At 69.4% G+C, this 15154-nt stretch carries 15 protein-coding genes; 7 read left to right on the top strand and 8 right to left on the bottom strand.

The window, feature by feature from the left end; all coding sequences use genetic code 11:
- Nucleotides 1-43: 43 nt before the first annotated feature.
- The 5 genes from SK854_RS31360 to SK854_RS31380 all read right to left on the bottom strand — a co-directional run bounded on the left by SK854_RS31360 (nt 44) and on the right by SK854_RS31380 (nt 4755).
- Nucleotides 44-1876 carry a diguanylate cyclase domain-containing protein gene (locus tag SK854_RS31360; RefSeq protein WP_319978733.1) on the bottom strand — a complete coding sequence of 611 codons (1833 nt, stop codon included), beginning with the start codon at nt 1874-1876 and terminating at the stop codon, nt 44-46.
- Nucleotides 1876-2676: an SAM-dependent methyltransferase gene (locus SK854_RS31365; protein WP_319978734.1), complete on the bottom strand. Its 801-nt coding sequence runs from the start codon at nt 2674-2676 to the stop codon at nt 1876-1878. Before SK854_RS31365 ends, SK854_RS31360 begins: the two co-directional genes overlap by 1 nt.
- 98 nt (nt 2677-2774) lie before the next feature.
- Nucleotides 2775-3218, bottom strand: a complete 444-nt coding sequence (locus tag SK854_RS31370) for a hypothetical protein (protein ID WP_319978735.1) — start codon at nt 3216-3218, stop codon at nt 2775-2777.
- Nucleotides 3196-3813 carry an RNA polymerase sigma factor gene (locus SK854_RS31375; protein ID WP_319978736.1) on the bottom strand — a complete coding sequence of 206 codons (618 nt, stop codon included), beginning with the start codon at nt 3811-3813 and terminating at the stop codon, nt 3196-3198. The genes SK854_RS31370 and SK854_RS31375 overlap by 23 nt, the downstream gene beginning before the upstream one ends.
- 54 nt (nt 3814-3867) lie before the next feature.
- The gene (locus SK854_RS31380) at nt 3868-4755 is read right to left on the bottom strand and encodes a S8 family peptidase (RefSeq protein ID WP_319978737.1); all 888 of its coding nucleotides are present in this window, start codon (nt 4753-4755) and stop codon (nt 3868-3870) included.
- Between SK854_RS31380 and SK854_RS31385 the strand changes: the two genes are divergently transcribed.
- On the top strand, nt 4744-5148 hold the full coding sequence (locus SK854_RS31385; protein ID WP_319978738.1) for a hypothetical protein: 405 nt from the start codon (nt 4744-4746) through the stop codon (nt 5146-5148). The two genes, SK854_RS31380 and SK854_RS31385, sit on opposite strands and share 12 nt — an antisense overlap.
- Entirely contained in the window at nt 5145-7733 is a 2589-nt protein-coding gene (locus SK854_RS31390) for a CHAT domain-containing protein (RefSeq protein WP_319978739.1), read from the top strand. The genes SK854_RS31385 and SK854_RS31390 overlap by 4 nt, the downstream gene beginning before the upstream one ends.
- On the opposite strand, the gene SK854_RS31395 is transcribed toward SK854_RS31390, so the two are convergent.
- Complete coding sequence (locus tag SK854_RS31395; RefSeq protein WP_319978740.1) at nt 7730-8515, bottom strand: hypothetical protein; 786 nt, start codon at nt 8513-8515, stop codon at nt 7730-7732. The genes SK854_RS31390 and SK854_RS31395 overlap by 4 nt on opposite strands.
- Nucleotides 8516-8609: 94 nt before the next feature.
- On the opposite strand from SK854_RS31395, the gene SK854_RS31400 reads away from it, so the two are divergent.
- Nucleotides 8610-10145, top strand: coding sequence for an FAD-binding oxidoreductase (locus SK854_RS31400; RefSeq protein WP_319978741.1), 1536 nt, complete (start codon nt 8610-8612; stop codon nt 10143-10145).
- Here SK854_RS31400 and SK854_RS31405 read toward each other — a convergent pair.
- A complete protein-coding gene (locus SK854_RS31405; protein ID WP_319978742.1) occupies nt 10126-10362 on the bottom strand; it encodes a YggT family protein in 237 nt (78 codons plus the stop codon). The genes SK854_RS31400 and SK854_RS31405 overlap by 20 nt on opposite strands.
- Nucleotides 10363-10483: 121 nt before the next feature.
- Between SK854_RS31405 and SK854_RS31410 the strand changes: the two genes are divergently transcribed.
- Together SK854_RS31410 and SK854_RS31415 are read left to right on the top strand one after the other, a co-directional pair.
- Nucleotides 10484-10813: a TfoX/Sxy family protein gene (locus SK854_RS31410; RefSeq protein WP_319978743.1), complete on the top strand. Its 330-nt coding sequence runs from the start codon at nt 10484-10486 to the stop codon at nt 10811-10813.
- The gene (locus SK854_RS31415) at nt 10810-11679 is read left to right on the top strand and encodes a hypothetical protein (RefSeq protein ID WP_319978744.1); all 870 of its coding nucleotides are present in this window, start codon (nt 10810-10812) and stop codon (nt 11677-11679) included. Before SK854_RS31410 ends, SK854_RS31415 begins: the two co-directional genes overlap by 4 nt.
- Here the strand turns inward: SK854_RS31415 and SK854_RS31420 are convergent.
- Complete coding sequence (locus SK854_RS31420; RefSeq protein WP_319978745.1) at nt 11661-12155, bottom strand: RNA polymerase sigma factor; 495 nt, start codon at nt 12153-12155, stop codon at nt 11661-11663. The two genes, SK854_RS31415 and SK854_RS31420, sit on opposite strands and share 19 nt — an antisense overlap.
- A 212-nt stretch (nt 12156-12367) precedes the next feature.
- On the opposite strand from SK854_RS31420, the gene SK854_RS31425 reads away from it, so the two are divergent.
- Nucleotides 12368-14692 (top strand): immune inhibitor A domain-containing protein, encoded by a 2325-nt coding sequence (locus tag SK854_RS31425; RefSeq protein WP_319978746.1) that lies wholly within the window; start codon nt 12368-12370, stop codon nt 14690-14692.
- Between the two features lie 10 nt (nt 14693-14702).
- Nucleotides 14703-15146 (top strand): nucleoside deaminase, encoded by a 444-nt coding sequence (locus SK854_RS31430; protein ID WP_319978747.1) that lies wholly within the window; start codon nt 14703-14705, stop codon nt 15144-15146.
- Nucleotides 15147-15154: the final 8 nt, after the last annotated feature.

Here is a 15154-nt window from a genome sequence, read left to right on the forward strand (position 1 = left end):
GTCGCGGGTGAGTGGTTGTGGTCTCCCTGACGGCCACAACCACTCACCGCGAGACCACCAGATCCACGCCGAGCGCCCGAAGCTCGTCCGGGTCGCCCGGCCCGCCGATCACGTGCACGCCGGCCGACCGCAGCAGCGGCACCATGAGCGCGAGCCCTTGCCGCGCAAGGCGCTCCGAGGGCGGCCTGGCCAGCCGGACACCCCAGACCGGACTGCGGTCCACAGTGGACAGCCCGCCGAAACCGCCACCGAACTCGTGCAGCAGCACGTGCACGCCCATGTCGTGCAGCACTTCGAGGTTCTCCTCGCCGTCCGGCATCGTCCGGACGTCCAGCGCCAGGAACAGCGAGGAAGCCGGGAACGAGTTGTCCCGCAACGTGGACCGCACGTGGGCCGCGAGGTCCGGGTCCCGCGACTGGTCCCGCGACAACCGGACCAGCACCGGCTCGCCGCGCGAACACGCGTCCTGCAGCACCATCCTGGCGAGCCGGGCGGCCAGGCCGAGAGCGTCCGCGTGGGCGACGACGTCGTCGTGCCGGGTGGTGCCCCACCGCAGCGAGGCCTCCACGAAGGCGAGCGGTCCCGAGACCCACGACACCGGCGCGTACTCCACGGAGATCTCGCCGTTCTCGAAGGCACCGGGCATCGCCGCGATCCGCGCGAACCGGGTGCGGTCGGCGGCATCGGCCTCGTGGTCGTAGATCGCCCACTGCCTCTTGCCGCCGGTTTCCGCTCTTCGCAACGTCGAATGCGCCCGCCGCAGGACCGCCGTGGGGTCCACGCCGGGTCCCGCGGTGTGCACGAAACCGATCGACGTCGACACCGCGACGCCGGCGCCCTCCAGGTACACCGGCTCGGACAGTTCTTCGTCGATCATCGCCGCCAGCGCCGCGACGTCGGGAGAACCCTGGATCAGCACGACGAACTCGTCGCCGCCGACCCGTGCCACCACCGCGTCCGGCAGCACCACCCGCAACCGCCGCGCCACCTCGACGAGCACGGCGTCGCCCGCCACGTACCCCAGGCCGTCGTTGACGATCGTCAGGCTGTCGACGTCCAGGTAGCCCAGCGTGTGCGGCTCGCCGGTCGCGAGCGCGGACTCCAGCTTGTCGGTGAACGACGCCCGGTTCGGCAGTCCGGTCAGCAGGTCCGTCAGCGACTGGTGCCGCAGCCACTCCTGGAGCATCCGCTGCTCGGTGACGTCCTCGATCAACGCCACGTGGAACTTCGGCAGCCCGTCCGACCCGCGCAGCACGGACAGCACGACGTTCGCCCACACCGTGTCGCCGTTGGCGCGGGCGAGTTCCCACTCCCGCCGATCGGTGTCCACAGAGGACTTGAGTATTCGCCGGCAGGCCGCGGCCAGCGCGGTCGCGTCCGGCTCGGCGAACAGTTCCTTGGGCATCTCCTCGTGCCCGAGGATGGCGGCCAGCGCCTCGTTCGCCTCCACCACCGCGCCGTCCAGGTCGAAGATCGCGATGCCCACCGCCGTCGTCGCGAAGACCTGGGCGAAGCGGGCCTCGCTGTCGTGCAGGTCGCGCTGCGCGTCCTCGACGGCTTTCAGCAGAGCGTTCTTGACCAACTCCTGCTCGGCGAACAACTGGTCGCGCGTCGCCCGCACGTAGCCCGACGCCAACGCGCCGAGCACCTCGGGAGGAAACTCCGGCCCGAGCACCTCCAGCGTGCGGCGCAACGAGTCCGGTCCGGTGAAGCGCTTGCGCACCAGCCATTCGCCGATGGCCACCGCCGCCTGACCGGCACGCAGCCGGGCGGCGTGTTCCTCGAGGTGCTGCGTCAGCTTCCGCCGCGACATCGGCGAATACGCGCTCTCGATCAGAACAGCCGCCCAGCGCTGTGCGACGGGCTTGGTGGACATCAGGGCTTGCGACCCACCGCGGCGTAGAGGTTGGCCTTGGACGGATCGTCGCCGATGTCCTCGGGCGTCTCGGGCCGCCACTCCGGCGTGAACACGATGCCGGGCTCCACGATCTCGGTGCCCGCCAGCATGTCCGTCACCTGGGCGCGAGTGCGCGGGGTGATCGGCTCCGCGGTCTTCGCGAAGATCTCCTTACCGGCCGCCATGGCCGCCGGCATGCTGTCCGCGGTGAAGTGCGACAGCGCCAGGTACGAACCGGACGAGAGTGATTCCACGTAGCGGGACAACACGCCCCACGGGTCGTCCGAGTCCGGGATGAACTGCAGGACGCCCACGACCAGCAGGCCGATCGGCTGGGAGAAGTCCAGGTGCTGCTGAGCCTGCGCCACGACCTTCTCCGGCTCGCGCAGGTCACCCAGCAGCGCCGTCACGTCCCGCTCGCCGGCCAGCATCAGCTCGGCGTGCGTGATCGCGACCGGTTCGAAGTCGACGTACACGACCTTCGAGCCGGGGGCGACCTCGTGCGCCACCTCGTGCACGTTGCCGACGGTCGGGATGCCAGAACCGAGGTCGAGGAACTGCCGTACGCCCAGTCCGGCCAGTTCCAGCACGACCCGGCGCAGATAGGCGCGGTTGCGGCGGGCCATGTCCCGCACCGGAAGGACCTTGATCAGCGCTTCCGCCGTCCTGCGGTCCGCCTCGAAGTTGTGTCCGCCGCCGAGCAGGTAGTCGTAGATCCGGGCGGAACTCGGAACCTCGACGTTGACGCCTTCCGGAACCCAGCTGACTCGATCGACCACAGCCACACCTCTCGCGATGCGAATTCTGAGCGTCGATAACCCTACTGGCCGCAGATGTAGGCCGAACGAGGGAATTCACCCATCACACGAATGGTGAGTCAGAGGATGAACCAATCGGTGCAGCCACTTGCGAACCGGAACTTCACCGGTCCTCGTGGCGCGACCCCCATGACGAACATGCCCAGTTCGTCGAGTTCCGCCGTCTCGTGGTCGCCGGTCGGCGTCACCAGGGTGACCTGTCCGGTGGCCGGCATCAGCTGGCCGGTGACCCCTGCCGCCGACACCTCCACCTGCAGCATCACGCCGTTCGCGTCGAACACGAGCTGCCGCGCCGTCGACGTCGACCGCGCACGGGCGAACAGCGTGTCGTCCAGCACGGAGTCGTACGACGTGATGAGCAGCAGTTCCTCGTCGATGTTCCGCCACGTGAAAGCGGCCTTCGCGGCCTCCACGAACTCCGGCGGCACATCCTCGGAAGGTGTGCTCAACGCGTCGCGCAAGGCGTCGAGCAGTACTTCGTCACTGTCCCAGTCGTGCCGCACCCAGCACACCTCCTCTCTTCGACGGTGACCCCAGAAACGCTGACAGCGCAGGGGTCTTCCGCAACTTCTCCAGGCAACGTATCCGCGTCGGGCCGATGCTGCCGACCGGCATCGCGAGCTCTTCGCTCACGACCTGGTAGCTCGGCGGCGGATCGGTCATCAGCCTCGTCAGCAACCGCTTGCACTGCTCCGTGAGCTCGGCGAACCCATCTCGCAACGCCTGCCGCCGCTCCACGGCCAGCAGGTCCGCCTCCACGTCCGCGTCCACCTGTTCCGACTCCAGCGCGTCCGACTCGGACAACGGGTCGTAGAGGTGCGTCCGCTGCTGCACGCGCAGCACGCGCAGGCACTCGTTGCGGGTGGTCGTCATGATCCAGCCCGGCAGCGCCTCCGGCTCGCGCAGTCGTCCGATCTGCTCCACGAGCCGAAGCCACAGCGTCTGGTTCACGTCGGCCGCATCCGAAGGGCGCAGCCGGTGCTTGTAGATCACCGACACCACCAGCGGCGTGTAACGGTCCACGATCTCGTTCCACGCCGACTGGTCGCCCTCGGCCGCCGCGCTCACGAGCGCGGCGATCGGGGATGCAGAACTCACGTCGACTCCTTGCGATCACAACTGGCGGAGGCCGAGGTTGCTCCCCAGATACAACTATTTGACAAAAACTCCGTAGCCGGGATGCAGCTCCGGCCCGCTCAGCAGTTTGTCACGTGCCTGAGCTGCGCCGATGCCGTCCGACACCATCGTGGCGGCGATCCGGCCGGTGACCAGGGGCGCGGCGAACGACGTGCCGTACCACTCCGCCCACAGCGCGAACGGCGTAGCGGCGGCCTCGCCGGGCAGCTGCCACTCGCCCTTGAGATAGGTGGAGGCCCGGTTGCCGATCGCGCACGCGTCGACCCAGTGGCCCCAGTTCGAGTAGAAGGCGGGGCCGATGGAGCCGTCCCGCTCCTGCTGGGCGGCGGCGACGGCGGTGACCCGGCACAGCGCCGCGGGCCAGCTCGGCCGCTGCGTGCCCTGGTTGCCGGCCGAGGCCACCACGACGATGTCGGCGGGCAGGGCCTCGATCGTGCGCCGCAACGGTTCGGACGCGATGTCGTCCTCGGTGAAGCAGCCGAGCGACAGGTTCAGCAGGTTGATCTTCTTCTTGCCCAGCTCGGTGATCTTGCGGCAGAGCTGTTCCTCGTCGCCGAAGCCGTTCGGGTCGAGGCCGACCTCCGGGTCGAACGTGACGCCGGGCGCCGCGTTCTGGATGACACCCGCGACGAACGTGCCGTGGCCGCCCTGCAACGCGAAGTTGTCGCCGCTGCTGTAGGCGGGGTCGACGTCGTCGGCCTCCTTGGCGTAGCGGCCGCCGAACCAGTCGGAGTGGTCGCTGTCGGCGCCCTGGGAGATGCCGGTGTCGATGATGCCGACCCGGACGTCCTTGAGGCGCTCGTCGAACTTCGGCGCGGACACCGGGTCGGCCGGGTAGGGCCGGTCGCCGGGGTTGCCCATGACGAGACCGCCGTGCCCGACGATCACGTGGTGCGGCTGCACGAGAGGGACGCGCTCGTTCGGCCAGTTTCGTTGATCCCGCAACAGACGAACAATGCGGGGAATGTCCTCCGCGTTGTTCGGCAACGTCAATCGCGCCAATCCGGCGAATCCTTCGCCGGGCCGGGCGACGATGTTGTTTTCGCGCAGTTTCTCGATCACCCGTTGCTGATCCTCGGCTGCGACGAGCAACTGGCCGGGTCGATAAAGGAATTCACGCCCTCGTTCGGCGTGGAAGCTGATGTTCTTGTCCTCGGCGATGAGCTGCAGGAAAGCTCTTTGGTAAAGCTCCGCGCTTTCTGGCGTTTTCGACACCACGGCCTCACTAAAGCAGCGTTGACGGGCACCCCGACCGAGCTTGATCAAGCTACCACAGCGGATAAAGTGTTGCCGTGACCGACTTTTGTGCGGAGGACGCGCTGGAGGCCAGGCAGCGCAACCCGCGCGCGGCCGTGGAGATGGCCCGCGCTGTCCTTCGCGCGACGGAAGATCGCTCGGAATGGTCGATCGCCGAGCGTGCGATCGGCCTCGCGTTGCGGGAGATGCACGACTTCCCCGGCGCGGCCAGGCACCTGCGTCGCTCGATCAGGATCGCCTCGGACGCGTCGCTGCCCCGATTGGCCGCGCTGGCCCAGATGAGTCTCGCGTGGGTGCTCGCCTACACGGGCAAGCAGAAGGCCGCGCTGACGTTGCTGGACGACGCCATGCCGGAACTGACCGGCGCGGACTCGGTCGCCGCCCTGATGCAACGCGGCGTCGTCTTCCACTACCTGACCCGCTACGACGACGCGCAGCGCGACTACACGGCGGCCATCGCCGGCGCACGCCGCGTGGGGGACCAGTTGGTCGAGGCGCGCGCTCTCAACAACCGCGGCCTCGTGCGCGCGTACGTGGGGAACATGCGTGAGGCGTCAGCGGACTTCGAGCTGGCGGCGTCCTTGCTCGGCGAGCTCGGCCAGGAGCTCGGCGTCGCCGACGTGCACTGGAACGCCGGCATCATGGCGACCCGCGGCGGCGACGTCCCCGCCGCGCTGACGTTGTTCGACAAGGCGGAAGAGGTGCACCGCCGCCTCGACGTGATGCGGCCAGTTCTGCTGGTCAACCGGCTGGAACTGCTCGTCTCGGTGCCGCTGCTGGACGAGGCCCGCGCCGCCGCCGACCGCGCGATCACCGAGCTGAAGGCGCTGAAGAACCCGCTGGGCGTCTCGGAGGCCCTGTACTTCCGCGCCCGGATCGCTTTGCTGGACGACGATCCCGACGCCGCCAACTCCTTCGCCGCCGAGGCGCGCCGCCGGTTCCGCCGCGAGCAACGCCTGCTGTGGGCGGCCGGCGCCCGCTACCTGGAGCTGCACGCGGCCGTGCTGCGCGGGGACCGGAACAGGCCGTTGCGGCTGGCCCTGTCGCGGGTCGCGTCCGAGCTGGACGCGATGGACTGGCGGCTGCCCGCCCTGGAGGCGCGCATCGACGCCGGCCTGGTCGCCGCCGACCTCGGCCACCGGGCGCGTGCCGTCGCCGAGCTCTCCGTCGCCGCCGGCGCCCGGCTGCGCGGCCCGGCCGGTCTGCGCGTGCGCGGCTGGTACGCGGAAGCGTTGCGCCGCAAGCTTTCCGGTGACGTGCGGGGGACCTCGTCCGCGTTGCGCCGGGGGATCGGGCTGCTGGACGAGTACCGGGTGTCGCTGGGCGCGGCGGAACTGCGGGCGTCGACCGGTGTGCAGGGCCAGGCTCTCGCGCTGGAGGGCCTGCGGCTCGCGGTGGCCTCGGGCAACGCGGCGCGCGTGCTGTCGTGGACCGAGAGCTGGCGGGCCGGGGCGTTGCGGATGAAGTCCGTGTCGCCGCCGGACGACCCCCGTCTGGAAGACGCGCTGGCGTCGTTGCGCGCGGTGGCGGCGGACGTGGAATCCGCTGTGCTGGCCGGGAAACCCGCCGGTGCCCTGCGCGCCAAGCTGGTCCGCGCCGAGCAACGCGTTCGCGACCTCACCCGCCAGGTGTCGGGCGAGGTCTCCGTCTTCAAGCCACCGTCGGTCGGCTCGCTCGGGTCCGCTCTGGGCTCGTCGGCGCTGATCGAGTTCGTGGAGTACGACGGCGTGCTGATGGCCGTCGTCCTGGCCGGCGGCCGCGCCTCGCTGCACTCGCTGGGCGCCGTGGAGGGCGTGGTCCGCGAGATCCGCCTGCTCCGCTTCGCCCTGCACCGCCTCGTGACCCTGCCGCCGCAGCTGCCGAACATGGCCGTGGCCCGCTCGTCGGCGTCGCACGCCGCTTCGCTGCTGGCTCGCCGCCTGCTCGACCCGTTGGCGTCGCGGATCGACGGCCGGCCGTTGGTGGTCGTGCCGACCGGTGCCCTGAACGGGTTGCCGTGGGCCGTCCTGAACCGCCAGGTGACCGTCGCGCCGTCGGCCTCGGTCTGGCTGCGCGCCACTTCGGTGCCTGATGCCTCCGGCGAGGCCGTGCTGGCCGCGGGACCGCGCATGGCCGCCGCGCCCGCCGAGATCAAGGCCATCAGCGCGCACGTACCTGGACGCGTTCTGGTCGACGCCGAGGCGACGGTGAGCGCTGTCGCGTCCGCAATGGACGGTGCCGCTCTCGCCCACATCGCCGCCCACGGCTCGTTCCGCGTCGACAACCCGCTGTTCTCGGCTTTGGAGCTGGCCGACGGGCCGTTGACCGTCTACGACATCGAACGCCTGCGCACCCCGCCGACGCTGGTGGTGTTGTCGGCGTGCGACACCGGGCAGTCCGCGGTCCGGCCTGGTGACGAGCTGATGGGCTTCACCGCTGCTCTGCTCGGCCTGGGCACGCGGACGTTGATCGCGCCCGTGGTGCCGGTGCCGACCGACGGCACGGCTCCGGTGATGGTGGAGCTGCACCAGAAGCTGGCCGCCGGGATGGCTCCGGCCGAGGCGTTGGCGGCGGTGCAGCGGGCTTCCGCCGACGACGCGGCCTATGCCGCGGCCGTGGGCTTCGTCTGCTTCGGCGCGGGTTAGTGCGGAGGCGGCGTGCGGTAGAGGACCAGCGCGCCCTGACCGGAACAGCCGATCTCGCCGGGCTGGGTCTGCACGCGCGGCGGGTACCACGCCTCGACGGTGCCGTTCGCGAGCCGCACCCCGTTGAGGCAGTCGCCACCGCCGGCGACGACGACGCCGACGGCACCGTCCTGGACGAACGCGTCGAGGCGAGGCTCCTTCCAGGGCAGTTTGGTCTCCGGATCGACCGGCATCGGCGGGAGTTTCGCGCGCAGCTCCGCGAGCACCTCGTCCTGCGTCGGGGCGGGCGGTAGCGCGGCGAGGACGGTCTTGAGGGCGTCGGGGTAGTTCTCCGGCACGCCGGTGCGCTGAGCGGGCGGCGGGACGATCGGCCTGGCGTCGGCGGGACAGCGGACGCGCTCGGGCCCGCCGTCGGTGACGCCGTAGTGGTTGAAGTCGGCGCGGTAGCAGGCGGTCACCGGGTCCTCCTCCCAGAGCCGGAAGCTCGGCGGGGCCTCGGAGGTGCCGGGGTCGTAGATGCGGAAGAGCAGGCTGGCGCGGACCTTCTCCGGATCGTTCGTCGGGCTGTCGGTGATCTCCAGGATCGCGAAGTACTTCTGGTCGGAGTTGTCGTACAGCGCGGAACGGGCATAGGCGTTGGCGTCGGTGCCGCGCGGGTAGCCGATGGCCTCGGCGACCTGTCCGGCCTTCTTGTCGGTAGCGCTGTTGCCGTCAGGTTGGCCGCCGAAGTACGCGGTCACCACGAGCGCCATCACCAGAAGTGCTATCCCCCAGAACTTCATGACGGCGACGGTAGCGCCGCGATCCTCTTGTGCGCGCGTGTACTTCTACTCATGCCATTCCAGAACGGCAGCGTTTCGCTTATGGTTGCTCGTCATGACAACGAGGTCGTGGTGGGGCTGGGGCACCGTCGAGGACGCCGTCACCCCGGAGGAACGCCGTGCGCTGGTCGAGCGGGTCCGGGCCGTGCTGCCGGACGCGGATCTGACGTTCCACGAGCCACCGGACCCGTCGTCGCTGGACCTGCCCGAGTCGCGCGTCCAGCCGCCGGGCGAGATCTACTCGACCGATCTCGTCGACCGGCTCGCGCACGCCCGCGGCCAGGCCTATCGCGACGTCACCCGCAACCTCTCCGGCGACGTCGGGCCGTTGCCGGACGCAGTCGCCCGGCCGCGCACCGAGCAGGACGTCGTGGACGTGCTCGACTGGTGCGGGTCGAACGGCGTGGCGCTGATTCCCTTCGGCGGCGGCACTTCCGTCGTCGGCGGGGTCGAACCTCGTGACCTGGATCGGGTCGTGACGCTGGACCTCGGCGGGCTGGGCCGGGTGCTGGAGGTCGATCCGACGAGTCGTGCCGCGCGGATTCAGGCGGGGGTGCTGGGGCCGTCGCTGGAGGCCCAGCTCAAACAACACGGCCTGACGTTGCGGCACTTCCCGCAGTCGTTCGAGTTCTCGACGCTCGGCGGCTGGCTCGCGACGCGGGCCGGCGGCCACTACGCCACGCTCTACACGCACATCGACGACCTGACCGAGTCGCTGCGGGTCGTGACGCCGAGCGGCATCTCCGAGTCGCGCCGGTTGCCGGGATCGGGTGCGGGTCCGTCGCCGGACCGGCTCTTCCTGGGCTCCGAGGGCACCTTGGGCGTGATCACCGAGGCGTGGATGCGGCTGCAGGAGCCGCCGGTTCACCGGGCGGGCGCCTCGGTGCGGTTCGCGTCGTGGGACCGGGCCGTCGAGGCGACGCGGCTGATCGCGCAGTCCGGTCTGCACCCCGCCAACTGCCGGTTGCTGGATCCGGCGGAGGCGTTCCTCAACGCCGGCTCGCCGTCGTCCGTGCTGGTGCTGGCCTTCGAGTCCGCCGACCACCCCGTCGACGCGTTGCTGGCTCGCGCTGTGGAGCTCTGCGGTGACGGCGAGGTCGTCGAGGGAACGGCGCAGCGGTGGCGGAAGTCGTTCCTGCGCATGCCCTACCAGCGGGACGCGATGGCCCAGCACGCGATGATCACCGAGACGTTCGAGACGGCCTGCACCTGGGACCGCTTCCCCGGACTGCACGCGGCGGTGACGGAAGCGGCGACCGAGGCGCTGAAGAAGGTGTGCGGCATCGGGATCGTCACGTGCCGCTTCACCCACGTCTACCCGGACGGCCCCGCGCCTTACTACGGCATCTACGCGCCGGGCCGCTGGGGCAGCCTCACCGAGCAGTGGGACGAGATCAAGGCCGCGGTGTCCGAAGCACTCATCGCGTCAGGCGGCACCATCACGCACCACCACTCCGTCGGCCGCGACCACATGCCCTGGTACACGCGCCAACGGCCGGACGTCTTCGGAGCGGCCCTGACCGGTGCCAAGGCCGCGCTGGACCCTCAGGGCGTGCTCAACCCCGGCGTCCTCACCACACGATCGACCTGAGGATCAGCGCCGCGATGAACACCACCGTGAACGCGAGGTCCAGCCCGAACCCGCCGAACCGCACCGGCGGCAACACCTTGCGCACCGGCGCCAGCACGGGCTCGGTGATGCCGTGCGTCACCCGCCGCACCTTCCACACCCAGTCACCGCGCGCCTGCAGCGTGACCGCCCAGTCCACGATCATCCGGCCGATCATCACGAGGATGAACAGCGTCAAGATCCAACCGACGATCCATCCGACCAAGCCGAACAAGATGGGCCTCCCTATGTCCTGTATGTCCATCAAGCCACACGAAACTGAGAGGCGCCTGGCAACTCGCTGAGACAGTATTCAGCGTGTGGCGTACGACGAGGGCCTTGCGCACCGTCTGGGCGAGTCGCTGGGCGACCTACCGGACCTGAGCACGAAGAAGATGTTCGGCAGCCTGGTGTTCATGTGGCGGGGAAACATGCTGGTAGGAGTGCTGGGCTCCGATGTGATCGCGCGCGTCGGCCCGCAGGCGCAGGCCGACGCGCTGGCCCAGCCGGGCGCCCGCGTCTTCGACTTCACCGGACGGCCGATGAACGGCTGGGTGGTCGTCGACGGCGAGGCGGTGGCGGAGGACGAGGCGCTGGAGGACTGGATCGCGCGGTGCCGCGAGTTCGTGGAAGCGCTGCCGCCGAAGTGAGCCTGGTCGAACGGGTCCGCGCCGCCCTTGAGGACTGGCGGGACGTCCGCGAGGTCCCAGGGCTCGGCGGGCTGGTGTTCGAGTGGGACGGTGACCCGCTCGTCGGCGTCGTGGACGACGAACTGGTCGTGCGCGCCGAGGGCGGCGGTTGGGCGACGGTGACCGGCGACATCGACGAGTGGTTGGCGCGGTCGGCCGACGTCGTGATCGCCGAGTGCGTGGTGCGCTGGCACGGTGAGCTCCGCGCGGGCGGCCTTGACGCGAACCAGGCCATGCTCGCCCTCGTCCGCCACGACCCGGAACGCGAGCAGTTGCAGCGCATCCTGCTCGACGTGACCCGTGGTGCCGACCGGGATCTCGCCCAGCTCGCCGTCACGTGTCTGGGGCACGTGGGCAGGATCGACCGCGAGGTGCTGCCCGAGGTGCTGGCGCGCCTGGAAGAACTGATCGACGATCCCGTCCTCGGCGGCACCGCCGAGGACGCGCGGGGCGACATCGAGATGCACACCCACTCGTTCCTGCTGTGGCGGCGGCACGAGTCGGCGTGGGTGATCTTCGCGCCGCCCGGTGACGCCGAGGTCGCCCGGCAGTGCGCACTGGTCGAGGAACCCGACGTGGTGGTCGTGGTGCCGCACGCCGAGACGGTGCCGTCGTTGCCGGAGTACGTGCTCGGCCTCGTGCGGGAGGTGGAAGAACGCACGCACACGATGGACGAGGAGTGCGGGCTGACGCTCTCGGATCCCGCGAAACCCGGGCTGCGCTTCGTTCTCGAGTACGACGGCGACATCGCGGCCCTGCAACCGCTGCTGAACGACTGGGAGGACCTGGTCGCCGTCGTCAAGGAGCACTACCTGCTGGTCTGGTGATCGCGCACGAGGACGGCACGCAGCTTGGCCAGCGCACGAACGCGGTTCCGCTGCACGGTTCCCTTGTGCACGCCCAGCAGACGCGCCGCGTCCTCCAACGTGCGGTCGGCCAGGTCGACCAGCAGCAACGCGGAGGCTTCCTTGCCGGTCAACTGCCGCAGCAACCCGGCCACGAACTCGTCGCCCTCGGCGGCGCCCTGCCAGACGCCGGCGTCCACGTGCTCCCGCACCACCCACCGCCGTTCGGCACGCCACCTGCTGCGAGCCAGGTTCATGGTCGCGGTGAGCGCGTAGGCGTACGGGTTCGGGTGTTCGAGCAGACCACGTTGACGCGTCGAAGAGCTCTTCAACCGGACATAGACCTCCTGCACCAGCTCCTCGCCCAGGTGACGGTCGCCGACGAGCTGCGCCGTACGGCTTTGCAGGCGTGGCAACAACTTCACGAACACGACGTCGAAGTCCGCTTCGGTGTGCACTGACTTCCTCCAGGTGAATCCGCGGCCAACCCCTCATGCAGGCACGGATCACAGCTGGAGCGAGTCCACGGTACGGGGCCGGAGGTGCCGCTCACCACCGACGAAAGCACTCATGCGAACCCGGCTTGTCCCTTTTCTCCCGACCTTCGGACGTGTCGAGCCGAAAATCCCCTACGTAGCGTGCGCTCGGGATTCCGAGAGGGGAACGACAAGTGCGAAGAGTTCTGGCGGGAGCGGCGGCGCTCGCGCTCATCACCGCGGGCATGGTCACACCGGCGACCGCGACGCCGCCCGCGCAGCCCGAGGCGCAGGAGACGCGGCAGTCCGACGAGCAGCCGCACGAGCTGGAGATCAAGCGCCGCGCGTTGAAGCAGCAGGCGCTCGCCGACGTGCTGACCGGTCAGGCCACCACCGAGAAGCGGGGGACCAGCACCGTCGCGAAGGTCGGCAAGAAGCAGGACAAGGACCAGTACGTCGAGCTCAAGCGGGAGAAGACCGACAAGATCTTCGTGATCCTCACGGAGTTCGGCAACGAGCGGCATCCCGACTACCCCGACCGCGACACGAACCCGGCCACGCCGGGGCCGCAGCGGTTCGACGGGCCCGCGCACAACCAGATCCCCGAGCCGAACCGGGCCGTGGACAACACGACGATCTGGCGCAAGGACTTCAGCCAGAAGTACTTCCAGGACCTGTACTTCAGCCGCAAGAAGGACGCCAACTCCGTCGCGAACTTCTACGACAAGCAGTCGAGCGGCCGGTACACGGTCAACGGGCTCGTCACGGACTGGGTGAAGGTCCAGTACAACGAGGCGCGCTACGGTCGCAGCAACGGCTACCCGTGCAACGACAACATCTGCAACAACTCGCGTGAGCTCATCAAGGACGCGGTCACGCAGTGGGTCGCCGACCAGAAGGCCGCGGGCAAGACGACCGAGCAGATCAAGGCGGCACTGGCCGAGTACGACCAGTGGGACCGCTACGACTACGACTCCGACGGCGACTTCAACGAGGCCGACGGCTACATCGACCACTTCCAGATCGTGCACGCCGGTGGTGACCAGGCCGACGGCGACCCGTTGCAGGGCGAGGACGCGCTCTGGAGCCACCGCGGTTACGCGTACAAGAACTACACGTCCGGCCCTGGCAGCAACAAGCTCGGTGGCGCGCAGATCGGTGACACCGGCATCTGGGTCGGCGACTACACCGTGCAGCCCGAGAACGGCGGCGTGAGCGTCTTCGCGCACGAGTACGGCCACGACCTCGGCCTGCCGGACCACTACGACACCAACGGCGGCACGAACGGCGTCAACTGGTGGTCGATCATGGCGCAGAACCGGGTGAACGCCCCCGGTGAGGCTCCCGGTGAGCGCGCCAACGAGTTCTCCGCCTGGGACAAGCTGCAGCTCGGCTGGCTCGACTACGAGGTGGCGGTCGCCGGTCAGGAACGCGTCTTCGACCTCGGCCCGCACGAGTACAACAGCGCCAAGGCCCAGGGGCTCGTGGTCGTCCTGCCGGACATCTCGAAGAACTTCGACTACGGCGCTCCCTTCGCGGGCAGCAAGATGTGGTGGAGCGAGAAGGGCAACGACCTCGACCACTCCATGACGGCCCCGCTGGACCTGCGCGGCAAGACGTCAGCGTCGCTCACCCTCAAGGCGCGCTTCGACATCGAGGCCGACTACGACTACCTCTACGTCGAAGCGTCCAATGAGGACGGCAGCTGGACGCAGCTCGACGGCACCGCCGGTGGGCAGCCGTTCGCGCGGGACTCCGGCAACTCGCCCGCGATCAGCAGCTCGTCGGACAACCAGTGGGTCGACGTGAACGTGTCGCTCGACGCGTACGCCGGCAAGAACACCAAGCTGCGCTTCGCCTACCGCACCGACGGAGCTCTTGCGCTGCAGGGCTTCTTCGCCGACCAGATCACGGTGACCGCGGACGGCGCCCCGGTGCTGACCGACGGCGGCGAGACCGCCGGTCTGTGGACCACGCGCGGCTTCCGCACGACCGAGGGCAAGGAGACGAAGACGTTCGACCAGTTCTACATCGCCTCGAACCGCACCTACGAGTCGTACGGCAAGTACAACCAGACCGGCCCGTACCGCTACAGCTTCCCGGACAAGCCCGACTTCGTGGAGCACTTCCCGTACCAGGACGGGCTGCTGGTGTCGTTGTGGAACACGAGCTTCCTCGACAACAACGTCAGCGAGCACCCCGGTGAGGGCCTGATCCTGCCGATCGACGCCAACCCGGCGCCGCTCTACAACCTGGAGGGTCAGCGCTGGTCGCCGACCGTCAGCGGATACGACGCGCCGTTCTCGCTGCAGAAGTCGGACTCCTTCACGTTGCACGTCAACGGCAAGGCGTCCTACGTCCGCGGCGCGGCTGCTCAGCCGACGTTCGACGACACCAAGCAGTTCTGGTACGCCGAGCAGCCGAACGCGGGTGTCAAGCTGCCCGCCGTCGGTGTCGGCCTGAAGGTTCTGCGGCAGAGCGGCACGTCGATGACGGTGAAGTTGTACAAGACGAAGTAGCGTCGAACGCATGACTGCTGAAGACATGCTGGCCGTCGCCGTCGAAGAGGCGCGGATGGGACTCGCCGAAGGCGGGATCCCCATCGGCGCGGCGCTCTTCGACGGCGACGGCCGTCTGCTGGGCCGGGGCCACAACCGGCGCGTGCAGGACGGCGACGCCTCGATGCACGCGGAGACCTCGGCCTTCCGCAACGCCGGTCGCCAGCGCAGTTACCGCGGCACGACCATGGTCACGACCCTGTCACCGTGCTGGTACTGCAGCGGGCTGGTCCGCCAGTTCGGCATCTCGAACGTCCTGATCGGTGAGGCCACGACCTTCCACGGCGGCCACGACTGGCTGGCCGAGCACGGCGTCGGCATCACCGTCGTCGAGGATCCGGCGCTGGTCGAGCTGATGACGACGTTCATCGCCGAGCGTCCCGAGCTCTGGTACGAGGACATCGGCCAGGATTAACGTGGAAC

This window comes from Lentzea sokolovensis, from assembly GCF_033949975.1.
Lineage (GTDB): Bacteria > Actinomycetota > Actinomycetes > Mycobacteriales > Pseudonocardiaceae > Lentzea > Lentzea sokolovensis.

Bases quoted from the DNA above. Each gene is read 5' to 3' on its own strand.
- SK854_RS31360 (WP_319978733.1), bottom strand. From the start codon at position 1,876: ATGTCCACCAAGCCCGTCGCACAGCGCTGGGCGGCTGTTCTGATCGAG.
- SK854_RS31430 (WP_319978747.1), top strand. From the start codon at position 14,703: ATGACTGCTGAAGACATGCTGGCCGTCGCCGTCGAAGAGGCGCGGATG.
- SK854_RS31395 (WP_319978740.1), bottom strand. From the start codon at position 8,515: ATGAAGTTCTGGGGGATAGCACTTCTGGTGATGGCGCTCGTGGTGACC.
- SK854_RS31400 (WP_319978741.1), top strand. From the start codon at position 8,610: ATGACAACGAGGTCGTGGTGGGGCTGGGGCACCGTCGAGGACGCCGTC.